At 27.6% G+C, this 26,072-nt stretch carries 27 protein-coding genes and 2 riboswitches; of the genes, 9 read left to right on the top strand and 18 right to left on the bottom strand.

Annotation, left to right across the window (positions count from 1 at the left end; all coding sequences use genetic code 11):
- From moaA to IC173_RS12780, 7 genes are all read right to left on the bottom strand, one after another.
- Entirely contained in the window at positions 1-960 is a 960-nt protein-coding gene (moaA, locus tag IC173_RS12810; protein WP_227433209.1) for a GTP 3',8-cyclase MoaA, read from the bottom strand.
- A 46-nt stretch (positions 961-1,006) separates the two neighbouring features.
- Positions 1,007-1,510 carry a molybdenum cofactor biosynthesis protein B gene (locus tag IC173_RS12805; protein ID WP_227483237.1) on the bottom strand — a complete coding sequence of 168 codons (504 nt, stop codon included), beginning with the start codon at positions 1,508-1,510 and terminating at the stop codon, positions 1,007-1,009.
- 62 nt (positions 1,511-1,572) lie between these two features.
- The gene (yqeB, locus tag IC173_RS12800) at positions 1,573-2,388 is read right to left on the bottom strand and encodes a selenium-dependent molybdenum cofactor biosynthesis protein YqeB (protein WP_227855685.1); all 816 of its coding nucleotides are present in this window, start codon (positions 2,386-2,388) and stop codon (positions 1,573-1,575) included.
- Between the two features lie 188 nt (positions 2,389-2,576).
- Positions 2,577-2,915: a heavy metal-binding domain-containing protein gene (locus tag IC173_RS12795; RefSeq protein WP_227433206.1), complete on the bottom strand. Its 339-nt coding sequence runs from the start codon at positions 2,913-2,915 to the stop codon at positions 2,577-2,579.
- A 163-nt stretch (positions 2,916-3,078) separates the two neighbouring features.
- Positions 3,079-3,450 carry a CoA-binding protein gene (locus IC173_RS12790; protein WP_227433205.1) on the bottom strand — a complete coding sequence of 124 codons (372 nt, stop codon included), beginning with the start codon at positions 3,448-3,450 and terminating at the stop codon, positions 3,079-3,081.
- A 47-nt stretch (positions 3,451-3,497) separates the two neighbouring features.
- Positions 3,498-4,046, bottom strand: a complete 549-nt coding sequence (locus IC173_RS12785) for a molybdenum cofactor guanylyltransferase (RefSeq protein WP_413927321.1) — start codon at positions 4,044-4,046, stop codon at positions 3,498-3,500.
- Between the two features lie 75 nt (positions 4,047-4,121).
- Entirely contained in the window at positions 4,122-5,489 is a 1,368-nt protein-coding gene (locus IC173_RS12780; RefSeq protein WP_227433204.1) for a GTP pyrophosphokinase family protein, read from the bottom strand.
- Positions 5,490-5,766: 277 nt separating this feature from the next.
- Here IC173_RS12780 and IC173_RS12775 point away from each other — a divergent pair, with 277 nt between their 5' ends.
- Both IC173_RS12775 and IC173_RS12770 read left to right on the top strand, forming a co-directional pair.
- On the top strand, positions 5,767-6,027 hold the full coding sequence (locus tag IC173_RS12775; RefSeq protein WP_227823821.1) for an autorepressor SdpR family transcription factor: 261 nt from the start codon (positions 5,767-5,769) through the stop codon (positions 6,025-6,027).
- Between the two features lie 9 nt (positions 6,028-6,036).
- On the top strand, positions 6,037-6,546 hold the full coding sequence (locus tag IC173_RS12770) for an SdpI family protein (protein ID WP_227433202.1): 510 nt from the start codon (positions 6,037-6,039) through the stop codon (positions 6,544-6,546).
- A gap of 179 nt (positions 6,547-6,725) precedes the next feature.
- Here the strand turns inward: IC173_RS12770 and IC173_RS12765 are convergent, their stop codons facing one another.
- From IC173_RS12765 to recQ, 8 genes are all read right to left on the bottom strand, one after another.
- Entirely contained in the window at positions 6,726-8,120 is a 1,395-nt protein-coding gene (locus IC173_RS12765; protein ID WP_227433201.1) for a YfcC family protein, read from the bottom strand.
- A 179-nt stretch (positions 8,121-8,299) separates the two neighbouring features.
- Positions 8,300-8,998 carry a thiamine phosphate synthase gene (locus IC173_RS12760; RefSeq protein WP_227433200.1) on the bottom strand — a complete coding sequence of 233 codons (699 nt, stop codon included), beginning with the start codon at positions 8,996-8,998 and terminating at the stop codon, positions 8,300-8,302.
- A complete protein-coding gene (thiH, locus tag IC173_RS12755) occupies positions 8,999-10,102 on the bottom strand; it encodes a 2-iminoacetate synthase ThiH (RefSeq protein ID WP_227483240.1) in 1,104 nt (367 codons plus the stop codon).
- Between the two features lie 16 nt (positions 10,103-10,118).
- Positions 10,119-10,889 (bottom strand): thiazole synthase, encoded by a 771-nt coding sequence (locus IC173_RS12750; RefSeq protein ID WP_227483241.1) that lies wholly within the window; start codon positions 10,887-10,889, stop codon positions 10,119-10,121.
- A gap of 62 nt (positions 10,890-10,951) precedes the next feature.
- The gene (gene thiF / locus IC173_RS12745) at positions 10,952-11,755 is read right to left on the bottom strand and encodes a thiamine biosynthesis protein ThiF (protein WP_227483242.1); all 804 of its coding nucleotides are present in this window, start codon (positions 11,753-11,755) and stop codon (positions 10,952-10,954) included.
- Positions 11,748-11,942, bottom strand: a complete 195-nt coding sequence (gene thiS / locus IC173_RS12740; RefSeq protein WP_227433196.1) for a sulfur carrier protein ThiS — start codon at positions 11,940-11,942, stop codon at positions 11,748-11,750. Before thiS ends, thiF begins: the two co-directional genes overlap by 8 nt.
- Before the next feature lie 48 nt (positions 11,943-11,990).
- Positions 11,991-13,292 carry a phosphomethylpyrimidine synthase ThiC gene (gene thiC / locus IC173_RS12735; protein ID WP_227433195.1) on the bottom strand — a complete coding sequence of 434 codons (1,302 nt, stop codon included), beginning with the start codon at positions 13,290-13,292 and terminating at the stop codon, positions 11,991-11,993.
- 142 nt (positions 13,293-13,434) lie between these two features.
- Positions 13,435-13,546: riboswitch (TPP riboswitch) on the bottom strand.
- Between the two features lie 88 nt (positions 13,547-13,634).
- The gene (gene recQ / locus IC173_RS12730; protein WP_227855684.1) at positions 13,635-16,118 is read right to left on the bottom strand and encodes a DNA helicase RecQ; all 2,484 of its coding nucleotides are present in this window, start codon (positions 16,116-16,118) and stop codon (positions 13,635-13,637) included.
- Between the two features lie 187 nt (positions 16,119-16,305).
- Positions 16,306-16,427: riboswitch (FMN riboswitch) on the top strand.
- Between the two features lie 137 nt (positions 16,428-16,564).
- Between recQ and ribD the strand changes: the two genes are divergently transcribed.
- The 5 genes from ribD (at position 16,565) to IC173_RS12705 (ending at position 21,113) form a co-directional block, all read left to right on the top strand.
- Positions 16,565-17,677 (top strand): bifunctional diaminohydroxyphosphoribosylaminopyrimidine deaminase/5-amino-6-(5-phosphoribosylamino)uracil reductase RibD, encoded by a 1,113-nt coding sequence (gene ribD / locus IC173_RS12725; protein ID WP_227433193.1) that lies wholly within the window; start codon positions 16,565-16,567, stop codon positions 17,675-17,677.
- 31 nt (positions 17,678-17,708) lie between these two features.
- A complete protein-coding gene (locus IC173_RS12720; RefSeq protein ID WP_227823815.1) occupies positions 17,709-18,374 on the top strand; it encodes a riboflavin synthase in 666 nt (221 codons plus the stop codon).
- A gap of 23 nt (positions 18,375-18,397) precedes the next feature.
- Positions 18,398-19,591: a bifunctional 3,4-dihydroxy-2-butanone-4-phosphate synthase/GTP cyclohydrolase II gene (locus IC173_RS12715; protein ID WP_227433191.1), complete on the top strand. Its 1,194-nt coding sequence runs from the start codon at positions 18,398-18,400 to the stop codon at positions 19,589-19,591.
- 106 nt (positions 19,592-19,697) lie between these two features.
- Positions 19,698-20,159 (top strand): 6,7-dimethyl-8-ribityllumazine synthase, encoded by a 462-nt coding sequence (gene ribE, locus IC173_RS12710; RefSeq protein WP_227433190.1) that lies wholly within the window; start codon positions 19,698-19,700, stop codon positions 20,157-20,159.
- A 525-nt stretch (positions 20,160-20,684) separates the two neighbouring features.
- Positions 20,685-21,113 carry a hypothetical protein gene (locus IC173_RS12705; RefSeq protein WP_227433189.1) on the top strand — a complete coding sequence of 143 codons (429 nt, stop codon included), beginning with the start codon at positions 20,685-20,687 and terminating at the stop codon, positions 21,111-21,113.
- Positions 21,114-21,324: 211 nt separating this feature from the next.
- Here the strand turns inward: IC173_RS12705 and IC173_RS12700 are convergent, their stop codons facing one another.
- Positions 21,325-22,776, bottom strand: coding sequence for an alanine/glycine:cation symporter family protein (locus IC173_RS12700; RefSeq protein ID WP_227823814.1), 1,452 nt, complete (start codon positions 22,774-22,776; stop codon positions 21,325-21,327).
- Between the two features lie 466 nt (positions 22,777-23,242).
- On the opposite strand from IC173_RS12700, the gene IC173_RS12695 reads away from it, so the two are divergent.
- Positions 23,243-24,508: an ArsB/NhaD family transporter gene (locus tag IC173_RS12695; protein WP_227433187.1), complete on the top strand. Its 1,266-nt coding sequence runs from the start codon at positions 23,243-23,245 to the stop codon at positions 24,506-24,508.
- A gap of 38 nt (positions 24,509-24,546) precedes the next feature.
- Positions 24,547-25,002: a hypothetical protein gene (locus IC173_RS12690; RefSeq protein WP_227433186.1), complete on the top strand. Its 456-nt coding sequence runs from the start codon at positions 24,547-24,549 to the stop codon at positions 25,000-25,002.
- A 137-nt stretch (positions 25,003-25,139) separates the two neighbouring features.
- On the opposite strand, the gene IC173_RS12685 is transcribed toward IC173_RS12690, so the two are convergent.
- Both IC173_RS12685 and IC173_RS12680 read right to left on the bottom strand, forming a co-directional pair.
- Positions 25,140-25,511 (bottom strand): NifB/NifX family molybdenum-iron cluster-binding protein, encoded by a 372-nt coding sequence (locus IC173_RS12685; RefSeq protein WP_227433185.1) that lies wholly within the window; start codon positions 25,509-25,511, stop codon positions 25,140-25,142.
- Positions 25,512-25,513: 2 nt separating this feature from the next.
- Complete coding sequence (locus IC173_RS12680; RefSeq protein WP_227433184.1) at positions 25,514-25,882, bottom strand: ArsR/SmtB family transcription factor; 369 nt, start codon at positions 25,880-25,882, stop codon at positions 25,514-25,516.
- Positions 25,883-26,072 lie beyond the last annotated feature (190 nt).

The following is a 26,072-nucleotide window of genomic DNA, read 5'->3' as shown; positions in this document are numbered from 1 at the left end:
CTATCCTCCAATTTCATACATACGTCTATTTGTATCACTACATTTATTTTCTATTAAATGATGTTTTTCTGGCTTTTCTTTTATTATATCTTTCATAGTTTCTCTAAATAACAATGGTTTATGTAAAAGTGGTTTTATATCTATTTCCTCTTTTGAATGTAGACACAGTTTTATTGCACCACTAGAGGTAAGTCTAATACGATTACAAGTGTTGCAAAATGAACAACTTAATGGAGTTATAATTCCTATTCTTCCTTTTGCTCCTTTAAACTTATAATATTCTGCTGTACTTTTTTCATCATTTTTAACTTTATATAAACCATATATTTTTTCAACCATTTCTTTTACATTAAAATATCCTTTTTTGTAGACTCTATTAGCTTCACCTAATGGCATAAGTTCAATAAATCTTACATCAATTGGTGATTTAACTGTTAAAAACATAAAGTCTTTAAGCTCATCATCATTAAATCCATTTATGGCAACACAATTTACCTTTACTTTTATACCTAAATTTAAACATGACTCAATCGATTTTAATACTTCTTTTAAATTGCCACCTCTTGTCACAGATTTATATTTATATTCCTTTAAAGAATCTAAGCTTATATTTACTTTATTCAGACCACATTCTTTAAGCTCAAAGATTCTATCAGAAAGTCCAAGAGCATTAGTTGTCATTCCTATATTTTCTATTCCACATTCTTCTCTTGTAAACCTTATAAGTTCATTTAAATTGGGATATAAAAGAGGTTCTCCTCCAGTAAATCTAACCTTTTTTATACCTTGTTCTGACATAGCCTTTATAATGAATTTATAGTCTTCAAAACTTAGATTATCGTTTATATAATTTTTTTCAAATTTAACATCTGGTGGCATACAATAAACACACCTTAAATTACACTTATCTGTAAGTGAAATACGAAGGTAGTCTATTTTTCTTCCATACTTATCAATCATACTCTATCTACCTCTTTGTCTATTTTTTATCTATCTGAATTATATACTATTTTTTGTTATTAGTGGCACATTCTGTGGCTTCTCCTCTTAAAATTTCTATGCCATGGTCTAAGACATCAATAATGAAACTTAGATTTTCAACTGCACCTTTAGGACTTCCAGGTAAATTTATTATTATAGAATTATTCCTTATTCCACTTACACCCCTACTTAGTATAGCTTTTTTAGTAATTTCTGTAGATTTCATTCTCATGTATTCACTGAGACCTGGTATCTCTCTTTCTAAAACATCTTTAGTAGCCTCTGGAGTTATATCTCTCTTTGAAAATCCAGTACCTCCATTAGTAAGAATTAAATCTACTTTATTACTGTTACAAATTTTTATAATATTTTCCTTTAACATTTCCTTATCATCTTTTATCAACACGTATTCAGTAACTTTATAATTCCCTGTATTTTCAACAAATTCAGTTAATTTTTTTCCTGTTATGTCTTCTCTTTTCCCTTCATAGCCCTTATCACTAAGCGTTATAATTGCTACATTAAACATATGGTTTCACCCCTTTATATATTAATTAAACTTTTATAAATAAAAAATCTATTTAATAGAACCTATTCTGGTAATATTCCTTCTGATAATAATGCTTCTAAAACTGCTCCTGCTATACAACGTCCTTTATCTGATATCGTAAATGAATTTTTTACTTCTTCCATTCGAGGGTCTATATCCAATATCTTTAATCCTTTTTCTATTTGTGAACCATTTCTCAATAAGCCTCTCAAAATACCATCTATAGAAGCTTTCACTTCTATTTTATTTCCATTTTTTTCAGTGATATAACATATTATATCTCCTTTTTTAACTACATCCCCTATATTACATACATTTTCTATTATTCCAACGTTCTCAGAATAAAAAACTCGTTCTTTGGTTATACCCAATATAGCACCTGGTATTCCTGTATTTTTTAAAGCATATCCTTTTCTTATCACTTTTCCTAAATTATGTCCTCTCATAGTTTCAATAACTATGTCTACATCTTTACCTGCACAAAATCCTGGACCTAAAGCTATTGTAAGTGGTGCCATCGCTTTATTTGTTCCAATATTTTTTTTTGCAAGTATACAATCTATAACCGCTACAGGACGTATTTCATCTATATATTTACCTTTTGGGTCTATTATTAGTGCCACGTTTCTTTTATTTAAAGCTTTTTTTATTTCTGCTTTATCTTTGCAATACACACAATAAACACCTTCCACAGAAACTTTCTTTTCATAGATAGCCTCACTAAAAGAAACTTTCCTTCTTATTGCAAGAGGAGTCTCAACTTCTAAAGCGATTATTTTAAAACCACAGTTATGTAACTTATGTATAACTGCTGTTGCTAAATCTCCAGCCCCTCTAACTATTATAACATTGTTCATATTTTCTCCTACTAATAAAAATTTTAAAGTCTATACTTTATATTATATAATATAATTTTACTTATTTATATAATATCATCTTATTTTATTATTATAATGGTTAAAAATTACTTTTACCTGATATTTTTCAAACAAAAAGAGACATCCATAAAATTTATAAAAGATGTCTCTTTCTAATTCCTTATATTTTATTTTTCAGATATATCATTGTTATCTTCTAAAATAACTGCTGTTCCATAAGCAAGCATTTCTGCCGCTCCTTGCATAACTGAAGCTGAAGACAATCTAAATGCTATTATTGCATTTGCACCTTTAGATTCTGCATCTTCAACCATTCTACCAATTGCAATTTGTCTTGCTTCTGTAAGCATTTCATTATATCCTGTAAGTTCTCCTCCAACAAGATTCTTAAAGCTTGCTCCTATATCTTTTCCAACATGTTTTGCTCTTATCGTACTTCCTCTAACTAGCCCTAAAACTTCTGCTATTTTTTTTCCTTCTACTTTTTCTGTAGTTACTATTAACATAATATATCAACTCCTTTATATTCCTGTTTAATATATTATATCATGTAAATAGCAATCTTCTTAATAAATCTTGTAATTTAATACTTTATCTAGGAAATCTATACTATAAAATAAGATATTTCGTTAACCAATTATGTTCCTAATCAATTTTCTATATATAAATTTACTTAGTTAACTCATCATATAAACTTAAATTGTATTCTACATTCAATTTTAAATCCTTAATTTTTTTAATAATCATTTCACTAAAGCTTCCTTTTTCAAACCAGATATTTTGTATGTCTAAAAGTTCTATCTCTTCTAAAATGGCCTCCATCTTAGACTGCTTATCTATAATAGCTACAACATCAATATTGTGTGGTACGTCTTTTAGGCACTCATATACATCTATACCTTCAATATTCTTTTTCTCTTCATCTATAGCAACAACTTTGTACATATTCTTTTTAAGTTCATCTAATATTTTATATGCTTTGCTTTCTTCGTCACTATTATTTAATATCACTGCCCAAGAATCACATTTAAGTAAATTCATAAATTCTCCTCCATATAAATCCTACTCTATTTTACAACCGTAGCTAATTAAACTTCAGTCAATTTTTTATACTCATCAATAGTATTTACATTTAAAAATAAATCTTCGTTATCAAAGTATATATAGCTTTTATCTATTTTTTCTATAAGAGTTCTAAGCTTCAAATCATTTTTCCCTATACATAAAGATACTTTATTTATTATACTCTTTTTGTATCCAGAACACAATGGTTGTAACTTTCCATTTGTTACTGAAATTACACTTTTATCATCCATTTCATCAGCTATTTTTTCGACTACTTCATTATTTAGATATGGCATATCACATGCAACTGTAACTATATCATACTTTGCATGTTTAAGAGCAGTATATATTCCTCCTATTGGACCAACATTTTTTATTATATCATTATAAACTTTAATGTTATATTTTGAGTATAATTCTTCATTGTTAGATACTATTATTACCTCATCAAAATTTTTAAATACTTCTATTGCAATTTCAATAAAAGGCTTTTCATGTAATTCTAGAAAAGCTTTATCTTTACCCATTCTAGAACTTTTCCCTCCTGCTAAAATTACACCTGTTTTTTCTATACAAATCGCCTCCTTTAAAATACTTTTATTTATATTTGAAAAATGGCGCTATTGCGCCATTTCAACATTGATTGACTACTCAAAAATCTGAATAATTTTTTCTTTAAATGCATTCATAAGTTTTTCTTTTTCTTCTAAATATTCACTATAACACTCATATTCTCTACATATACAATTTATAATTTCACTTGATGTAAAATTGATTTTTTCAAGATTATAGTTATATAAAATTTCAACACTATCAACCTCACTTATGCTATTAAAAATACAATCATATATATCTTCAATTATAAAATTACTATCTTCTTCAAATTGACCTAAAAGTTGTTCTCTATTTTCTTCAAGCAATACATTTTCCTTTATAAATTCTACAAAGTTTTCAAAATCTTCAGTGTTATTACATGGTTCTATTTCAAATAGTATCCTAAAAAATAAATTCCATGGAAACTCTGTATTTAGTCTACTTCTAAAATGATTTCCTAAATCATTACAGAACTTATCATCAAATGTAGGTTCTCTTTCAAACTCTATTTGGTCATTAAAATCTATATCTTTATTTACAATTTCATTTAATCTTGCAAACTCATCAAGCATAAAATTGCCTAAAACTTCATCACTTATATCTTGTTTATTAAAAGAATAACTTAATATAGTTTCACATGGCTTTTTAAAATCCACAACAAAACCTATACTTTTATTCATCTTTTCTGAAAAAGCATCATACACTAATTTTGCAAAGAGTTTTTCAATTTCTTTTTTACTTACTTTCATGTTAAAAGACTTTCCTGAATGAAAGTTTTTATAAATACTCAAAAGCTGATTATCTATCATAGTAAGATTATTCTTTATAGAGTCCATCATATCCTTTATAAATTTATCAGCAAGTAAATATGTGTTATTTTTATAAATTATTTTATGTTCAATCTCACTCCAAAACACATTTACAAGAGATTTAATTTGAAGTTCAAATTTTACTTCTCTATCTAAATATGCAAAAACTCCATCTATCTTATATATTTCAAATCCATTTTTTTGCTTATTAGGTTGTCTTTCAGACAATTTTAATTTAATATTTTTATTTTCTTTATTATAATAGTTTATTTTATCATCTGTTTTATTAAAATATCTTCTTAAAAGCCTATATATCTTATTTTCATCCTCAATAAATCTACACTCAATTCTTAGTCCTATTAAATCAGATACATTATGAATAAGATTACTTGCCTCCCCATATTTTTTTAAATATCTATTTCTAATTATCTTTTCCCTCAAACTTGATTCTGATTTTATTCTAGAGGTTACATTTATATACTCTTGATTTTTTTCGTCCAAGATATTTTCAAAGTACTCTTCTATTTCATCTGATATAGTTTCTAAAGTTGGAGACATTACCCTCAACATTTCTATAGACTCTTCAATAAAATCAAATTCTTTTAATCCCATAAATTTTTACACTCCTATGTTTAATAACTGTTAGCTATTTCAGTTCTTTATATTTAACTACATTCTTATTTTAACATTTTTTCCTATTATAAGTAAGTATTCTCCAAAAACCTTCATATATATTTCAAATTAGAATTAAAATATCAGATAAAATTAAAAGATTTTGTGATAATAAAGTTATAAAAATAGTGGATTTTTTTTCCTAATACGAGTATAATATAGATATAAACATTTAACTAATTAGTTAAATGTTTATATCTATAGTAGGGAGGATATTATGGTAAAAGTATTTAAAGCATTAAGTGATGAAACTAGAAGAGAAATTTTAAAATTGCTTAATGAAAGAGATATGAATGCAGGAGAAATAGCAGGTCATTTTAATATGTCTAAACCAGCAATATCTAAACATTTAGATATTTTAAAAGATGCAGAACTTATTAGTTCAGAAAAAATGGGGCAATTTTTGATTTATTCTATTAATTTATCGGTCCTTCAAGAAGTACTTGGAAACTTCTTGGATATTTTTAAAAAGATGTAGGAGGCTATTATGGAAAATATAGGTTTAATATTACTTATAGCATTATTAATTATAAACTATGTAAATGCACCAGAAATTTTAGGTTTTTCAAAAGATAACCCTAAAGTTAAAACTGCAAGAAGGTTACAAATGTTATTTTTAATAGTCGCAGTTGGAAGGTTTATCATTCCTTTACTAGGTATAGATGAGATATTTTCTTATGAAATTAACGACAAAGTATCAGTTATAATAAATGCCATTATAATTATGTATTTTGGTAATTTATTACCTAAGCTACAAATTTATAAGAACATAGATACTAAATGTGCTTGGGCCATTGGAGATGAAAAAATATGGAAAAAGGCAAGTAAGATTTTTGCGTATTTATCATTTGTTATATCTATTGGAATGATTATATTGAGTTTTTATTTTGATTCAGATACAGTCACAACAGCATGCCAGTTCATATGGTTTGCAATACCATTATTATATTTATTACTTCATTATAGAAACAAATTTAGAGCTCCTAGTCCTAAATAAATAGTTGTAAATAAAATAAAGCCACCTCTTCTTAAAAAAAGCTATACTTTATTTTAATATTGAAATGAAGTGTTTATAAAATAAATTGCCACCAAGACATTTATGGTGGCAATTTATTAATAATCATATTTTTAGTATTTTATATAATTTCTAAATATATTAAATTAAATTTTCTTCAATTAAAAACCTATATATATACCTATTGTTAAAAAAACTAAAGATACAGCTGTTAAAATCAGTAATATAGGCATTATAAATTTTACCCATTTTGAAAAAGGAATATGAGCTACTGCAAGTGCTCCCATTAGTACTCCAGATGTTGGAGTTATAAAGTTTGTAAGACCTACCCCAAATTGATAAGCAGTTACTATAACTTGAGCTGATATATTAACTAAATCACCAAGAGGAGCAAGGACAGGCACTGTAAGTGAAGCAAGTCCTGAAGATGATGGAATCAAAAATGCCAACGCAGCTTCCAAGAAAAATGATAGATATACAAATATAACCTTTGGAAGTCCACCTAAAAAGCTTGCTGCAGAATTTAATATAGTATCTATTATAAATCCATTTTGAGCAATTATTACAATTCCACGAGCTAAAGCTATTGCAAGGGCAGCTGATGCTAAATCTTTTGCTCCATCTATGAAACTATCGGAAATTTCACTTTGTGACAATCTACCAACTAATCCAGAAAGTACACCTATCGCAGCAAAACACATTGATATCTCTGGAATATACCATCCTTGACTTAAAACACCCCAAATCATTATTGCCATTCCTATTCCAAATATAGCAAGAACAGATACTTCTTTAAAAGTAAACTCTTTTATTTCAGTTGAAGTATGATTAAGTATTGATTTATTATTTTTATCTATCTCATACACTATTGAGCTTTCAGGGTTTTCTTTAACTTTTTTAGCATAATACATAACAAATGCTATACTGATTAATATATATGCTATAAAAATCACTACTCTATATGCTACTCCTGAACCAGGAGCAAGTTGAGCTAGTGCTTGTGCAATACCAACTGAGAATGGATTTATTGTCGATGCAGCCGCTCCTGCCGCTGCTCCTATAAATACAATCGCAATGGCGGTTAGAGAATCATATCCTAAGGATGTCATAAGTGGAACAAATATCATATAAAATGGTAATGTTTCTTCTGCCATCCCAAATGTAGTACCTCCAAGACCAAATAAAATCATTGATATTGGAATTATAAGTAGTTCTTTTCCTTTAAACTTCGATATAACTGATGCTATTCCTGCTTCTATAGCTCCAGTTCTATTTACAATACCAAAAGCACCTCCAACTATTAAAACAAATCCTACAACTTCTGCTGAATCAATAAAACCTTCTATGGGTGCTTTAAAAACATCCGTAAATCCTTGAGGATTACTTTCTACACTTTGATAAGTCCCTGGTACAACAACCATCCTACCTTCTACATCTTCTCTACTAAATTCACCACTTGGTACTATCCAAGTTAATATTGCCATTAATACTATTAGCAAGAATATAATTGTAAAAGTGTGTGGTATAATAAATCGTTTCTTCTTACTGTCAATCATTATAATGTCCTCCATACTTTACTAAATTTTGAATCTATATAGGATACTTTTTAATCTCTCTGACTAAAGTTTTCCCTTTTTACAATTTTTTATTAGCAAAGATACAAAATAAAAAAGCTCTCTTTTAGATTTTAAAAGATAGCTTTTTTTATTTTTATTCAATTTAAATACTTTACTTTCTATTTTACTAATTGAATTTTTTCATTATAATTTGATATTGTTTCTTCAATATTTTTAGATTTCATTATAGTTGACATTACAGCAAAATCATCACAGTATTTTAATGTTTCCTTGACATTAGATGGTAGGATTCCTCCAAGTGCAACGGTCTTAATATCAGTAATTTTCTTAGCTTCCTTCAAAAGTTCAATTCCTTTTGGCAATAAATTTTCTTTACACTTAGTTTCATATATATGTGATAATGTTATGTAATCTATTTTTATATTTAGTTTTCTTATTATTTCTTCTAGACACTTTACTTCTTCTACCTTATGTAATGACAATCCCAGTATCTTATTTTTATTGAAATTATATCTATTTCCCAGTAAATTCAAAAACAATTTAAATGGAAGATGAATACCTTGACAATCTGTCTTTTCAAAAAATTCTATATTGCTATTTATTATAAAGTTTACTTTAAATCCATCATTATTCTCTTTCTTTTTTATACTATTCTTCAAGCTTTCATCCAATATTTTTTCCTGAAAATTAATATACTTAATTTTATTTTTTATCTTTATATATAAATCTTTTAATGCTTCATATTCTAAATCTTTTTCTCTTATTATAATATTTTCTACACCACTCAATATAGATTCTTTAATAACCTCTAAGTATCGTTCCTCGCTACATAAATTTCTATTTGTTATCAAATACATCTAAAATCTTTCCCAATCTTTAAATACATGTTGATAACCAATTGAATTTAGCATTTTCTCTATATCTTCAACAGTACTTTCATCATTTATTTTGAATTGAGCAGTATCATGTTCATCTTGAGAATGCCCTCCTACATCTGTAGATACACCTGCACTTAATTTAGTTACTCCTAAAGGTACTATATGACTTCTCATTTCCAAATTTTCTCTAGTAGATATATTTAAAGCTGCATGAGGGTCAAACAGCCTCATACAAACCATCGCTTGAACTAAATCAGTGTCGCTTATATCTACTAATTCTTCAAAACAACCTTTGAATGGTCTCATTCTTGGTGTTGAATATGAAAGCTCAATATGAGGATATTTTGTTTTTAGATATTTCCCATGCAATATTGTAAAGAAGGTCTCTTTTCTAAAATCATTTAATCCTAAAAGTGCTCCTATTGATAGAGTTCTCATACCTGCCTTTGCTCCTCTTTCAGGAGCATCTAATCTAAATTTATAATTTGATTTTGGCCCTTTTAAATGAACTCTTTTATATATTTTCTCATCATAAGTTTCTTGGTATACAGTTAGACCTTCAACACCTTTGTCTACAATATACTTATATTCATCTATTTCCATTGGATATACTTCAATTCCTATAGATGGAAATTTATCTCTTAATATTTCTATAGCCTCACCTATATATTCTACACTTGAATGAAAACTACTTTCACCAGTTAAAACAAGTAGATGTTTGAAACCTTCTTTTGAAATTTCATTTCCTTCCTCTCTGATTTCATCCATAGTTAGTTTTTTTCTTTTTATTCCACTTTTTATATTGTAACTACAATAAACACATTGATTTACACAATAATTTGCTATGTACATTGGTGTATATAGACAGACTGTCTTTCCAAAATATTGAACACTTAATTTATGTGCTTTTTGTGCCATAGCTTCTAAATGTTTTACAGCAGTTTTAGAAAGTAAATTTAATATATCAAAATCCTCAAGTTTGTCTTTTGATAAACTTCTTAAAACATCATTGTCTGTAACATTATTTAAATATCCATCAAAATCAAAATCCCTATATTTTTCTATTACCTCATAAAAACTCATCATCAATCACCACTTTCTATAAATTGCCTAAAAAACCTGTTAAAGGAGAAGATGCATTTGCAAATTCTGATACACTTCCTGCTTTTGCTATATAAGCTTCTCGTCCACCTTCTACAGCTAACTTAAATGCTCTAGCCATTTGCACAGGGTCACCTGCTGAAGCTATAGCAGTATTAACAAGCACTGCATCAGCTCCCATTTCCATAGCTTCCATAGCTTGAGATGGTTTACCAATACCTGCATCAACTATTATTGGTATATCTAATTCATCTATCATTATTTTTATCATTTCTTTCATTTGAAGACCTCTATTTGAACCAATTGGAGCACCAAGAGGCATAACTGCTGCTGCTTTAGCTTCTATAAGTCTTCTTCCAGCATAAAGGTCTGGTGTCATATATGGAAGTACTATAAATCCTTCATCAGCAAGTATTTTTGTAGCTTTTATAGTTTCTTCATTATCAGGAAGTAAGTATCTAGTATCTGATATTACTTCTATTTTTACAAAGTCTCCACAACCCATTTTTCTAGATATTCTAGCTATTCTTACAGCTTCTTCTGCATTAGTAGCTCCTGATGTGTTTGGAAGTATAGTCATTTCTTTTGGAATATATGTTAAGATATTTTCTTGTTTATTATCTAAATCTACTCTTCTAAGTGCCATTGTTATTATTTCGCTTCCACTTTCTTTGATTACTTTAGGCAATATATCATTTGAGCCATATTTACCTGTTCCAACCAATAATCTGCTATTGAATTCATGTCCTCCAAGTACTAATTTATCCATTTTCTTTCCTCCCCATCTTATTTTTTTCAATTTTCAATCTTTTTATTTTCTGATTCACGTATTTATATATCTATAAGTATTTTTGTTGCCAAATTTGCCATATGATTTGCACAAATAGCAACTCTTGGAGCCATAAGTCCCTCTCCAATTTTAGCTTCATTTACAAAATCTCCACATATATAAAATCTATCTCTTATTTTCTTAGTAGTTATTATATTTGAATCATAGTAACCTGCCATACCTGATGATGCTATCAAATATTTATCTTTCAAATTTATTAAGATATAATTACAAACTTGTGCTTTACATGAAGCATCATCAAAAGCTTCAATTATCAAATCTGCCTCTTTAAGTATATCCATATTATATTTATTTAAAAAAATATTTTGCTTTTTTAATTTTATAAATGGATTAATTTTTGTTATATTTTCAACCATAGCATCTGTTTTTAGTTTTCCTATATCATCTATAAAGTATTGCTGTCTATTTAAGTTAGATGGCTCCACAACATCATAATCTATAAGTAGAAGTTCTCCAACTCCAATTCGAGCTAAAGAGATAGCTATATTGGACCCAAGTCCACCTAGTCCCAATATAGCAACTCTTCCTTTTTTTAATTTATTATGCACATTTGGAGTATGTCTAGCTATCAACAAGCTTTCTAACTCATCAAAAGAAGGTTTAACCCCTTTTTGTATAAGTGTTAATTTATCATTTTCAGAAAGGGGAATGTCAGCTTTAATTGGATATCCATTCAACACCAATACATCACATTTATGATTATATTTATCTCTAACTTTATAGGCAGTTGTATTTTTTTCAACATCTGTTAATACTTCATTTACAAATATTTTTATTTTAACCACCTCCAATAAAGCTAATAAGTTCTACAACATCTTCATCCTTTAATATATATGTATTGTAATTGGATTCTTCAATTATTTCTAGATTTATCTCAACTACAACTCTATCGCTCTTCAAATTATATTTATTCAACAAATCTATAACAGTTAAGTTTTCTTTGAATTCAACATTCTTTCCATTAACCTTCACTAAATCACCTCCTCATTTTGACTTTATTCAACTAATGCTCTGCACAAATTATATTAAATTAAGTTCCTCATTGTTTAATATTTTTTTAACTGTTCTCATTGAACACATTTTTCCACACATAGTACAACTATCTTCATGAGTCGGAGTTGACTCATCTCTATATCTTTTAGCTTTTTCAGGGTCTATTGCAAGTCTAAACATTTCACACCAATCTAAATCTGCTCTAGCTTTACTCATTTTGTTATCCCATTCACGAGCTCCTTTAACATTCTTAGCTATATCTCCTGCATGAGCAGCTATTTTAGCAGCTATTATCCCTTCTTTCATATCATCTAAATTAGGTAATCTTAAATGTTCTGCTGGAGTTACATAGCATAAGAAGTCTACTCCTTTAGCACATGCTAATGCTCCTCCTATTGCACTAGTTATATGGTCATAACCTGGGGCTATATCTGTAACCAATGGACCAAGAACATAAAAAGGTGCTCCATGACATAGTCTTTTTTCTAACACTACATTTGCTTCTATTTCATCAATAGCCATATGACCAGGTCCTTCTATCATGACTTGTACATTTCTTTCCCATGCTCTTTTAGTAAGTTCTCCTAATACTACAAGTTCTTGAATCTGAACTCCATCTGTAGAATCTTTTATACAACCAGGTCTACATGCATCCCCCAAACTTAATGTAACATCATACTCTTCACATATATCTAAAATCTTATCAAAATTAGTATAAATAGGATTTTCTTTATTATTTAACTCCATCCAAGCAAATAATAGTGAACCTCCACGAGATACTATATGAGTTAATCTTTCATGATTTTTTATCTTTTGACAAACACTTCTAGTAAGACCAGCATGTATAGTAATAAAATCAACTCCGTCAATAGCATGTTGTCTTATTACATTTAAAAATTCTTCTTCTGTTATATCCTTTAGTTCTTTTTCTAAATACCCTACTGCATCATACATAGGAACCGAACCTATCATTGCAGGTGACATTTCAACAACTTTTTCTCTAAATTCTCTAGTTTTTCCATAGTTACTCAAATCCATTATTGCTTCAGCTTTCATGTCTATTGCCACTTTAACTTTTTCAAGTTCATTTTCTATATTCTTACAATCTCTTGAAATTCCTAAGTTTACATTTATCTTTGTTCTTAAATTTTTACCTACACCTTCTGCACTTAAGGATTTATGATTTTTGTTAGCAGGTATAACAACTTGTCCCTTTGCTATTAATTCTCTTAATTCATTTACATCTACTTGTTCCTTTTGAGAAACGATTTCCATTTCTTTAGTTATTATGCCTTTTCTAGCAGCATCCATTTGCGTTGTATAATTCATATTACATTCCTCCAAGATTAAAGTTATAGTTTTTAACAATAAAAAAAGTGCTTTTCCTTGTTTTGGAAAGCACTCTTATAATCATATATACACTTAGACAAATTTCTCACTATGCAGAATAATTTATCTATTTATATAACAAAATTATATTACAAAGCTTCCCTTCGCAAGCATTATCTTGATCAGGTTATTAGGGTTTGTAAGTTACGGCTTTATCTCTCAGCTAGCCAATTCTAGCGCCCCTAGCTCTAAATTTTTATCATTTTTACAAATTCAGTATAACACAGCAAAAATATTAGTTCAACATAATAATACAAATTTTATATTTTAATCCAGCTAACTTTACTCCAATGATGCACCTTTTTTTGAATTTTCAAGATAAGATTTAAGTATAACAGCCCTTATATTTTCATACTTTATTGAATCTGGAAGTTTTCTTTTTATGTTATTTAAATTTTCATAACCTACTTCTTCACATACTTCTAAAATCATCTTCCTTTCATCTTCACTATAAAAATTTTCTAAATCTAATGTAAATGATATACTTTGCGCATCTTTTAAATAATCATATACATATCCAATAACTGTAGATAGGGAGACTTCTATTTCTTGACTTACACTTTGTATATCCTTACCTTGATTTAACAAATCTAGTGCTATTTCATTGTTTTTTCTGCTTTCTCCATCTAGTATCAATTTTCTTTTTTTCTTTTTCTCCCAAGTAACATCAATACTATTTTCTTTTACATAATGTTTAACTTCATCTAAAATACTAGCCCCATACTTTTCAATTTTTACTTCACCTATACCAGAAATATCCTTTAATTGTTCTTTATCAATAGGATATCTTCCACTTATTTCTTTCAAAGCCTTATTAGTTAAAATCATGTATGGAAGTAATTTTTCTTTTTTAGCATATTCTTCTCTAATATTTATTAGCCTTTCATATAAAGCTTTATCTGTATTAACTTCAAGAAATTCACTATTGACATTCATTAAATCGACATTTTTTTCTTTGTCTTTTTTATCTATATTGTTTTTTTCGACATATTCTTTGATTAGTGTTTCAAAATCTTCACCATATTTTTGATATTTAATTTCTCCTACTCCAGATATATTTAGCATTTCTTCTTTATTGACTGGATAACTACTAGACATAGCTCTAAGTGTTCCATCTCCAAAAACCATATATGGAGCTATTCTTTCTTCACTTGCAATTAAGTGTCTTAATTCTCTTAAAGCACTATATAATTCATCTTCTATTTCTAGAGATTTTGTCATTACAATTTCCTTAAATTCTACCTTTACCTCGCCCTTCAAAACTTTCATAGACATATCATTTAATCTTATAGTTGGGTAACTTCCTCTGTTTCCGCTACCTAAAGTTTCGACTAAATCTAAAAAACCATGAGAAACTAATGTATTTATAAAATTCTTCAAGTCTTCACTTGAATAATCTCTCATAATATTATATGTAGACAAAGTATCTAAACCAAGTTGTAAAATTTTTTTGTTTTTAGACCCTCTAAGTACATCTACAATAGTAGTAACACCATAACTTCTTTTCATTCTAGCTACACATGAAATAACTTTTTGAGCATCTATAGTTTTATCCACTATTTCTCCTTCAACTAAACAATTACTACAGTTATTACAGTTTTCTATATAATTTTCTCCAAAGTAATTTAATATTGTCCTCCTATAGCATGAATTACTATAAACTAAATCAATCATATGCTGAAGTTTTTTATGTTGAAATAATTTTCTTTCAGGATTTTCAACACCAATATCTATTAAATATTTTTGTATATGTACATCTCCTGGAGAAAATAAAAGTATACATTCACTTTTTTCTCCATCCCTACCAGCTCTCCCTATTTCTTGGTAGTAATTTTCTACACTTTGAGGCATATTGTAGTGTATAACCCATCTTATATTGGGCTTATCAATACCCATCCCAAATGCATTTGTTGCTATCATTATATCTATATTATCATTTATAAAATCTTCTTGATTCTTATTTCTTTCATTTTTAGATAAACCTGCATGGTATTTTGATACAGATATATTTCTCTTTGCCAAGCCATTATAAATATTTTCAACTTCTTTTCTAGTAGCTGTATATATAATTCCAGACTCATTTTTATGATTTTGAATATAGTCCAAAATATATTTATTTTTACTAGATGATTTCACTATATTTATTGCTAGATTTTCTCTATCAAACCCTGTTATGTAACAATCTGGACTCTCTAAACACAATAAATTTATTATATCAGCTCTTACCTCTTCTGATGCAGTAGCTGTAAAGGCTGTGACTATAGGTCTTTTAGACAAACTATTGATAAACGTAGAAATCCTTCTATAACTCAGTCTAAAATCATGTCCCCATTGAGATACACAATGTGCTTCATCTATTGCAATTTGACTTATGTCATTATTATTTATTAGTTCAAGAAATTCTTGGGTATCTAATCTTTCTGGAGCAATATAAAGTATTTTATAAGTATTTTTTCTAATATTACTTAATATTTCATTAAATTCTTTGTTTCCCAATGAACTATTTATAAAAGCAGCATTGATTCCCATGGCTTTTAAAGCATCTACTTGGTCTTTCATAAGAGATATAAGTGGTGAAATCACTACTGTCATCCCATCTAATATCAATGCTGGAAGTTGATAACATATAGATTTTCCTCCTCCAGTTGGCATTATAGCTAATACATCTTTTTTATTCAAAATAGAATTTATTATGGACTCTTGGCCTTTTCTAAAACTTGTATATCCATAGTATTTTGATAATATTTCTAAAGGTTTTTTATTCATATATTTCTCTCCCAATTCAAATTAATTAAACTTCTTTTCTGATTATGTTCAAATTTTTATTTTTATATTCACAATCGCATTATTCCAAAGTTTCTAGCTGTTATATATTATATATTAACATATATTTTTAAAAAAATAGTTTGCAAAGTAAAATAATTTATGATACATTCTAAATATAAATTTAATACTTAATCTTCGGGGTAGGGTGAAATTCCCAATCGGCGGTATAGCCCGCGAGCTGAGTTAAAACTTGGTTGATTTGGTTAAATTCCAAAGCCGACAGTAAAGTCTGGATGGAAGAAGATATATGCTAAATAAGTGTTTTTGTAGAGCCGTTTTGCTATACATTTATACAATATTTATTGTAGATTATTCTAAACCCCGAGTTAATTCTCGGGGTTTTTTGTTTGAAAATTATCTAAGTTTAAATAGGAGGTGTAAATATTGTGAAATTTATAAGTCAAAAAGAGAAAGATATTTATTATATGAAAAAAGCTATTGAATTAGCCAAAAATGGAGAAGGTTTTGTAAATCCAAATCCATTAGTGGGATGTGTAATCGTTAAAGATGATGACATAATAGGTAAAGGATATCATGAGAGATTTGGCTCTAATCACGCTGAAATAAATGCTATAAATAGTGCTAATCAAAGTTTAAAAGACACTACCCTTTATGTAAATTTAGAACCCTGTTCTCATTATGGCAAAACACCTCCTTGTGTAGATAAAATTATTCAAAATAAGATTAAGAGAGTCGTAATATCTACATTAGACCCAAATCCAATCGTTTGTGGTAATGGAGTAAAAAAACTAAGAGACAATAACATTGATGTTACTGTAGGTATATTAGAAAAAGAAGCAAAACAATTAAATGAAATATTTTTTTACTATATAAAAACAAAAAAACCTCTTTGTATTGTAAAATCAGCAGTAAGTTTAGATGGCAAGATTGCCACAAAATCGCTAGAATCAAAATGGATATCTAATGAATCATCAAGATATCTAACTCATAAGTATAGAAATAAATATCAAGGTATAATGGTTGGGATAAACACAGTTTTAAATGATAATCCATTGCTAACTTGCAGGCTTAACCAAGAAAATGTATCTCACCCTGTAAGAATAATAATAGACACAAACTTAAAATTGCCAGTTGATAGCAAATTAGTTAAAGATAAAAACAATAAAACTATAGTTTTTACGTGTTGTGAAGATAGTGAAAAATCATTAGTTCTAAGAAAAAATAATATTGAAGTAGTACTTTCTCCTAAAAAAAATAATATGGTAGATTTAGAATTTGTAATGTATAAATTAGGAGAATTAAAAATTGATTCTGTTTTAGTTGAAGGTGGTGCTACACTTAATGACAGTCTATTTAGAAACAATTTAGTTGATAAAGTCAAATTGTTTTTATCACCTAAAATTATAGGTGGAAAAGATGCTCCTACTTTCGTTTCTGGAGATGGAATAGATTACTTATCAGATGCTATACAATTAGAAATTAAGAATGTAACTTTAATAGATGGCGATATTTTGGTAGAGTCTGATGTTTTAAATTAAATTTATAAATATATACGTCTAGGAGGTTAAAATGTTTACTGGCATAGTAGAAGAAGTTGGAATACTTAGAAAAATTACTGCTAATGGCAAAAGTGGAAAAGTCACCATACAATCAAATAAAATACTAGATGGTACAAATCTTGGAGATAGTATTGCTGTAAATGGAGTTTGCTTAACTGTTTCAAGTTTAGGTAAAAATGAATTTACTGCTGATGTCATGATGGAAACAGTCCGTTCCACAAATTTAAGTTCATTAAATCCAAGTGATGAAGTAAATCTTGAAAGAGCTATGAGCCTTTCTTCTAGATTTGGTGGACACCTAGTAACAGGTCATGTTGATAGTAAAGGTACTATTTGTAAATTTGAAAAAGATGAAAATGCAGTTTTAATAAGCATACAACCGTCCAAAGAACTTTTATCAACAATGATACACAAAGGTTCTGTTGCTATTGATGGTGTAAGTCTAACTATAGCTTATTTAGATGATGAGATATTTAAGGTTTCGGTTATACCTCATACTAAATTTAACACTACTCTCTTGACAAAGAATATTGGAGACTTTGTCAATTTAGAAAGTGATGTAATTGGAAAGTATATTAATAATTTTCTTGTAAAAAACTACAAGGAATTAAATTCTAATAGTAGTAACTATAAATCAAATATAGATAAAGAATTTTTATTTAAAAATGGTTTTTAAAAATAATAAAAGGAGTGAATTACATGTTTAACACTATTAAAGAAGCTATTAATGATATCAAAAATGGAAAAATGGTAATCGTAGTTGATGATGAAAGCAGAGAAAATGAAGGAGATTTATTGATGGCAGCTGAAATGGCTACACCTGAGACAATAAACTTTATGGCTACATATGGTAGGGGCCTTATTTGTCTTCCTGCTACTGAAGAAAAATTTAAAAGTCTAAATATACCTCTTATGGTTAAAGAAAATACAGACACATTTCAAACTGCATTTACTGTCACTATAGATGGAATAGATACTTTAACAGGTATATCTGCATATGAGAGAGCTGAAACTGTCAAACTATTCTGTAATGAAAGTTCCACAAGTAAAGATTTTAAAACACCTGGACATGTATTTCCATTAATAGCAAAAACTGGAGGTGTCCTAGTTAGAGATGGTCACACAGAAGCTTCTGTAGACCTTGCTAGACTTGCAGGATTTAAAGAAATTGGTCTTATCTGCGAAATAATGAAAGATGATGGTACAATGGCAAGAGTTGATGATTTAATGATATTTAAAGAAAAACATAATTTAAAAATAATTACTATAAAAGACTTGATAGAATATCGAAAAAGAAATGAAACCACTATAGAAAAAATTTCTAGTGCTTTTCTTCCAACAAAATATGGAAATTTTGAAATAATAGGATATAAAGATATTTACTCAAATGAAGAACACATTGCCCTTACTTATGGAAATGTAAATGAAGAAAATACACTAGTCAGACTTCATTCTGAATGTTTAACAGGTGATGTATTTCATTCTTTAAAATGTGATTGTGGGCTACAGTTAGAAACTTCTATGAAAAAAATTGTAGAAAATGGAAGTGGTGTTTTAATTTATATGAAACAGGAAGGCAGAGGTATTGGGCTTTTAAATAAAATTAAAGCTTATAAACTTCAAGAAGAAGGTTATGATACTGTTGAAGCAAATTTAATGCTTGGATTTGAAGAAGATATGAGGGATTTTTATATCGCTGCTCAGATATTAAAAAATTTACATATAAAAAGTATAAACCTTTTAAGTAATAATCCTGACAAAATAAATCAATTAGAAAAATATGGAATAAAAATTGAACATAGAGTTCCTATTAATGAAGAAATTAATGATTTTAATAAATTATATCTGAAAACTAAGAAGGATAAAATGGGACATCTATTAGATATTATATAGCTAATGGTATTTAATTTTTATTCTACTAAGTAATTTTTATTACAATAATATGCATATATACTAAAAATATAGATTTATAACCTAAATAAAATTGGAGGAAATAAAAATGATATATGAAGGAAAACTTATTGGAAAAGATTTAAAAATAGGTATAATAAACTCTCGTTTTAATGAATTTATAACATCAAAACTTTTATCTGGTGCTCAAGATTGCCTTTTAAGACACGATGTTACTCAGGAAAATATAGAAGTGGTTTGGGTACCTGGAGCTTTTGAGATTCCTCTCGTTGCTCAAAAAATGTCTAAGAGTGGTAAGTATGATGCTATAATATGTTTAGGATGTGTTATAAGAGGTGCTACTTCTCATTATGATTATGTATGTAGCGAAGTATCTAAAGGCATTGCAAAAGTATCTTTGGATAATGAATTACCTGTTATATTTGGAATAGTAACAACAGAAAATATTGAACAAGCTATTGAAAGAGCTGGCACAAAAGCTGGAAATAAAGGATATGATTGTGCTATGAATGCACTAGAAATGGCAAACCTATTTAAGGTTCTAGATTAAATACCTTTATTGATTAAATAGTGGAAATTAAAATAGAGACTATAAAATACTATTAAGTACCAATATGGCAAAGCATACTTGTCTTTTGGTACTTAATAATTTTAAAGATAATTATCTATTTGAACAACCTTACCCATATCTTCATATTCATTAGAAATACCAACACTATTCACGTATATTTTGAAATTAGAATATATACAATCATTATGTAAATTTTTAAGGACACAAGATAGATTTTTAGTGTTAAATTCCCTGTAATCTAGGAAATATAAGTTAATAATAAAAAATACTTTTAAAAGCTTAAAATAACTACAAATATAAAGCTAAATATAAAATACCATAAATTTGTACATATTACTATCAAAGCTATCGTTTTTATTTATAGCATATATTAATGTTATATTAATTATCTATTTTATTATTTTCTCGATTAATTATACAATATAATTAAGTAAGCAATAATAAACTATAAATGAACACCATAATTTAATGGTTGTTTATTGAATATTTATGGGGGACTGAATTATGAAAACAAGTTCAATACAAGATTTAACACTAGAAAAACGTAACCTTATAAAAAAATATTCTCTTACTTTGAATGAAGATTTAATTTGGGAATTTAAACACGATAAATACCACACTGTAAAATACTTCACACACAAGTTTGCAGTTAAAGAATCTATATTTGCTCTTTTATTCAATATACACAGATTATGTTATGCTAAAATAAAATACTTTGAATCAAATTTTTCAAAATATGAACCTTATAAATACAACTATCAAGAAGGATTTGTTAAATGTGAAATATATGATATGAGTTTTATGTTGCATAAATATAGCAACATGATGATAGACTTAAGAAATTTACAAGAAATCAAAAATATAGAAGAGTTTAGATTATTTTGTGATTACTTAGAAAGCTTTGAAGATAACTTACAAGATTTAATTGTGTAGTATTTAAAAAGAGAGGTTTTAATATATTATTTATGATAACTAAATTATATTAAAATACTAAAAACTCTTAATAAAATATAATATACTTGATATAAAAAAATATTACTGGAATTAAAAATTCCAGTAATATAAGTTAACTAAAATACTATATTCACATAAATTAAATACATTCTAATCTATCAAAATTACTCTATAATTTTTATACTACTTTTTATCCTAAACGTTCATCAGATAATTCAGCGTGCCACTCTGATACATTTTCTAGTCCTTCTATTTCATCTGCAATAAATACAGGGTCTTTTATTCCAGATTTTTTTTGGCTTGTATAGTCTTTTAAAGCAATAAATGCGTACTTACCTAAAAGAGTTATTGCTATTAAGTTTATTATAGCCATCAGTGCCATAAATAAATCTGCTAAATTCCAGACTACTTCTACTTGAGTAAGAGAACCAAATAAAACCATACCTACAACGAAAACTCTAAATACATTAAGTTTAATTTTACTTCCACTCATAAACTCCATATTTGATTCTCCATAGTAATAATTTCCTACTATAGAACTAAATGCAAATAAGAATATACAAACTGCTATAAAAATATTTCCTATTGGACCTATATGGTGAGTTAAAGCTTCTTGAGCTAATTCAATTCCTGTTGCTCCACTACTAGCATAATCTGAATATAATAATACCATGAATGCTGTACAACTACATATAATTATAGTATCTGTAAAAACACCTAGAGATTGGATTAAACCTTGTTTTACAGGGTGAGTTACATGTGCTGTTGCAGCAGCATTAGGTGCACTACCCATTCCTGCTTCATTAGAAAATAAACCTCTTTTTACTCCAGTCATTACAACTCCCATAAATGTACCAATTGCCATTCCTCTAAAATCAAATGCGCTTTCTACTATTAATGATATAACTCCTGGTATTTCTGTTATATTCATTACAACTATAGCTAAAGCAACTAATATGTATAATCCTGCAAATACAGGAACTATTATTTCTGAAACTTTTGCTATTCTATGAACACCACCAAAAATAACTATTGCTGTTAAAATTCCAAGACCTATTCCCATAGCCATTTTACTTATACCAAATGCATTATTAAATGCCAATGAAACAGTATTTGCTTGAACTGCATTGAATACAAATCCATAACAGATAGTTATAAGTATTGAAAATAAAACACCCATCCATCTTTTATTTAAACCTTGTTCCATATAATAAGCTGGTCCACCTCTAAAAGCTGGTCCATTCTTAACTTTATAAATTTGAGCCAATGTACTCTCCACAAAACTTGAAGCAGAACCAATTAAAGCTATAAGCCACATCCAAAATACAGCACCAGGACCTCCTGCTACTACTGCAATTGCTATCCCTGCTATATTTCCAGTACCAACTCTTGAAGATGTACTTATACAAAAGGCTTGAAATGAAGATATTTTTCCTTCTTTTTTTGCATTTTTATTTGCTGCACCATCACCTAAAAGCCTAAACATTTCTATAAAATATCTGAATTGTACAAAATTTGTTTTAATAGTAAAGTAAATACCAATTACAACTAACATTATAATTAGAATATAAGACCATAAGTAATTGTTTACAAATACTACTGCATTGTTAATGCCTGTTAAAATACCATTTAAAAAATCCATTTTATTAATTACCCCCTGTTAATATTGTTTTCTCAATAAATCTTAAAATCAAAAAAATGCATAATTCCTTGTGAAAAATTCATTAATTTAATTATAATATTTATAAAATTAAATTACAAGGTTTAAAATGAATAATTTCTTTAATAAATTGCAGTTTTATCTTTGAATTCAACTTTATTTTATTAATTTTATAACTTAGATGTAATTAATACTTTATATTGCTTATCAAATACAATAAATTATACTTTTGAAGTATATTTTTTCGTTTGTCGTTTAATATTATAAGTAATGATATGATTTTAAAATTTATTTAAATAACAAAAATTTTCTCTAAATTCTGTTAATTTTTTAAAAACTTTGTTAAATAATATACTTTTATACATCCATTGAAAAAACTAGAAAAAAGTAATACTATATATAGTACTAGCATTAGACACAAAAGAATACAAATGGAGGTACTTATATTATGGAATTTCAACAAATAATAGCTATATGTATATTTTTAATAGTTATGGCAGCTATTATTACAGAAAAGGTAAACAGATCTGTAGCAGCGGTTGGTGGTGCACTATTAATGATAATATTCAATATACTTACACTTGATGAAGGATTAAGCCATATAGACTTCAATACTATTGGAGTATTGGTTGGTATGATGCTATTTGTTGCTGTTGTTAAAAACTCAGGACTATTTGAATATATAGCTATTTGGACTGCAAAAAAAGCTAAAGGTGATCCATGGAGAATAATGATTTGTTTTGCTATTATAACAGCTATTTTATCTGCTGTATTAGATAATGTTACTACTGTTTTACTTATAGGTCCAATGACTATAGTTATTACACAAATTCTAGGACTTAATCCAGTTCCATTTTTAATAACACAAATTTTAGCTTCAAATATCGGAGGTACATCTACTCTTATAGGTGACCCTCCAAATATTATGATTGGTAGTGCTGCCAATCTTAGTTTCATGGATTTTGTAATAAATTTAGGACCTGCTGTTATAGTAATACTTATTATAACAATAATATGTTTTAAATTTATTTATGGAAAAGAACTTGTTGTAGATGATAAAGCCAAAGAAGTAATATTAAAGCTTGATGAAAAAAAATCTATTAAAGATAAACCCTTACTTATAAAAAGTCTTCTTTTAATAGCATTTATACTCTTTGGTTTTATGTTTCATAGCACAATCCATATAGATTCTTCTGTTGTAGCATTAACTGGTGCATCTATAATGCTTCTTATAGGAAAACAAGATGTAGATGAAATTATGGCAGGTATTGAATGGTCTACAATCTTATTCTTTATGGGATTATTTGTAGTAGTTGGTGGATTAGTAGAAGTTGGTATAATAAATAAATTAGCTCAAGCATTGATTGGACTTACAGAGGGCCATATTGTATTTACAATGTTATTAATATTATGGTTATCAGCAATAGTTTCTTCATTCTTAGATAATATTCCGTTTGTTGCAACATTAATTCCACTTATTTTGACTATGCAAGCTGAAGGAATTGATGTAATGCCACTATGGTGGGCAACATCCCTTGGAGCTTGTCTTGGAGGTAATGGGACACTTATTGGAGCCTCTGCCAATGTTGTACTAGCAGGTATAGGCAATAAGCATGGTCATCCTATATCTTTTAAAGAGTATTTTAAGATAGGTTTTCCACTTATGATTATATCTATTATTATATCTACTGTTTATTTAATTATAAAATTTTAGAAAATATAGTATAATAGTATTAAAGGGGATGTGTATATATGAATATTAATACTGTTCAAGGAGATTCAATTGAAGTTCTTTTAAGACAACTTGGAGCTACAAAAATATCAAAAGTAAGTAGTACATTATATTTTATTAAGTTTGATTTAGGAGACAACTGGGAAATATCTTATACTTATAATATTAATGCTAAAGATCAATATTTTTTACAAAGAATTGAACCATATCCTATTGGTAGAGGTCTTTTTAATGATGAATATGAAATAATATCATTTATATCAAAGGATTTAAACAAATTTCTAAATGCTAAAAATAGTAGTAACTTTAAAACTTTTGTTGAAGTTACTAGAAAAGTCAATTCTATTATTGATAATGTAGAAGAGTTATTTTTAAACTATAATGTAGATGGAGATGATTTAAAAACACTCAATAAAGAACTTAACGATATATTAAATGATATTAACTATATAGAAAAGCATACAAAGAAAATCTAAAGTAAGATACTTATAAATTTAAGGTTATATAAAAAAACTTTGTACAACCTCAAAATTTAATACTAAATATAAAGAATCTTATTTGTTAAAATGATAAAATAGCTGATGAAGCATATGCTTCATCAGCTATCTTGTTTTTAATGATGCCCACATCCATCATGTGAACAAGTATGATTTGATGGAAATTCTACTAATTTTCCATCTTTAAGTAAGTCCAAATTACCACTGATAGTATCAGCTTCAGCTCTATAAACTTTTATTCCCATACTATTTAATTTAACTATGGCACCTTGCCCTATTCCTCCAACTACTACTGCATCTACAACTGTACCTGATAATGCTTTTATTGGTTGGCATTTCCCATGTTCATGACCTAAATCTCCATTGTCTAAAGATTTAACTTCTCCACTTTCTAAGTCACACACAACAAAGATTGGTGCAGAACCAAAATGACCATATGGTTTACTATCTAATCCTTTATTTTCTTCTACTGGTATACATACTTTCATTATTATTTCTCCCTTCTCTTGCAACATTTTTTCATAGATTTACATTCTTTACTGCATCCTAGATGTATTGTATTTATATCAAATACATCTATAAAGCTTTCACTAGAATTACTTAACATAGAATTTATAAAATCCATACATATGTTAAACACTTCTTTGTTAATATGATATAAAACATAGTATCCTTCTTTATATCCTGTTATTATGCCAACTTCTTTTAATATTTTTATATGTTGTGAAACAGCAGAATCTGAAATTCCTAAATATTTAGAAATTCCTTTTTGGCAGATATTTCTTTTAGATACTAATATAAGTATGTTAAGTCTAGTTTCATCACTCAATGCTTTAAATATTTTAACCAAATTTTCCATAAAGACCTCTTTTTGATTAAGTAATTACTTAATTAAATTATAGTACTCTTAATTAGATTTTTCAACTATTATTTTGAAATTTTGGAACTTATTATAAATAATTCTAATTGTTTCTATATATATTTCAATTGTCAATTTAAATCTATCAAAATAAACATACCTAGAGATACATCTCTAATGTATCTTGAAG

Source organism: Clostridioides sp. ES-S-0048-02, assembly GCF_020658495.1.
In the GTDB taxonomy this organism is placed as follows: domain Bacteria; phylum Bacillota; class Clostridia; order Peptostreptococcales; family Peptostreptococcaceae; genus Clostridioides.
Note: the sequence above shows the minus strand (reverse complement) of the source record. Positions and strands in the feature narration are given on the sequence as shown.

Coding starts and splice junctions, on each gene's coding strand:
- moaA (WP_227433209.1), bottom strand. CDS start 960: ATGATTGATAAGTATGGAAGAAAAATAGACTACCTTCGTATTTCACTT.
- IC173_RS12805 (WP_227483237.1), bottom strand. CDS start 1,510: ATGTTTAATGTAGCAATTATAACGCTTAGTGATAAGGGCTATGAAGGG.
- yqeB (WP_227855685.1), bottom strand. CDS start 2,388: ATGAACAATGTTATAATAGTTAGAGGGGCTGGAGATTTAGCAACAGCA.
- IC173_RS12795 (WP_227433206.1), bottom strand. CDS start 2,915: ATGTTAATAGTAACTACAGAAAAAGTAGAAGGAAAAAAAATAGCAGAA.
- IC173_RS12790 (WP_227433205.1), bottom strand. CDS start 3,450: ATGAATTTACTTAAATGTGATTCTTGGGCAGTGATATTAAATAATAGT.
- IC173_RS12780 (WP_227433204.1), bottom strand. CDS start 5,489: ATGGGATTAAAAGAATTTGATTTTATTGAAGAGTCTATAGAAATGTTG.
- IC173_RS12775 (WP_227823821.1), top strand. CDS start 5,767: ATGGTAAAAGTATTTAAAGCATTAAGTGATGAAACTAGAAGAGAAATT.
- IC173_RS12770 (WP_227433202.1), top strand. CDS start 6,037: ATGGAAAATATAGGTTTAATATTACTTATAGCATTATTAATTATAAAC.
- IC173_RS12765 (WP_227433201.1), bottom strand. CDS start 8,120: ATGATTGACAGTAAGAAGAAACGATTTATTATACCACACACTTTTACA.
- IC173_RS12760 (WP_227433200.1), bottom strand. CDS start 8,998: ATGTATTTGATAACAAATAGAAATTTATGTAGCGAGGAACGATACTTA.
- thiH (WP_227483240.1), bottom strand. CDS start 10,102: ATGAGTTTTTATGAGGTAATAGAAAAATATAGGGATTTTGATTTTGAT.
- IC173_RS12750 (WP_227483241.1), bottom strand. CDS start 10,889: ATGGATAAATTAGTACTTGGAGGACATGAATTCAATAGCAGATTATTG.
- thiC (WP_227433195.1), bottom strand. CDS start 13,292: ATGAATTATACAACGCAAATGGATGCTGCTAGAAAAGGCATAATAACT.
- recQ (WP_227855684.1), bottom strand. CDS start 16,118: ATGAATAAAAAACCTTTAGAAATATTATCAAAATACTATGGATATACA.
- IC173_RS12720 (WP_227823815.1), top strand. CDS start 17,709: ATGTTTACTGGCATAGTAGAAGAAGTTGGAATACTTAGAAAAATTACT.
- IC173_RS12715 (WP_227433191.1), top strand. CDS start 18,398: ATGTTTAACACTATTAAAGAAGCTATTAATGATATCAAAAATGGAAAA.
- ribE (WP_227433190.1), top strand. CDS start 19,698: ATGATATATGAAGGAAAACTTATTGGAAAAGATTTAAAAATAGGTATA.
- IC173_RS12705 (WP_227433189.1), top strand. CDS start 20,685: ATGAAAACAAGTTCAATACAAGATTTAACACTAGAAAAACGTAACCTT.
- IC173_RS12700 (WP_227823814.1), bottom strand. CDS start 22,776: ATGGATTTTTTAAATGGTATTTTAACAGGCATTAACAATGCAGTAGTA.
- IC173_RS12695 (WP_227433187.1), top strand. CDS start 23,243: ATGGAATTTCAACAAATAATAGCTATATGTATATTTTTAATAGTTATG.
- IC173_RS12690 (WP_227433186.1), top strand. CDS start 24,547: ATGAATATTAATACTGTTCAAGGAGATTCAATTGAAGTTCTTTTAAGA.
- IC173_RS12685 (WP_227433185.1), bottom strand. CDS start 25,511: ATGAAAGTATGTATACCAGTAGAAGAAAATAAAGGATTAGATAGTAAA.
- IC173_RS12680 (WP_227433184.1), bottom strand. CDS start 25,882: ATGGAAAATTTGGTTAAAATATTTAAAGCATTGAGTGATGAAACTAGA.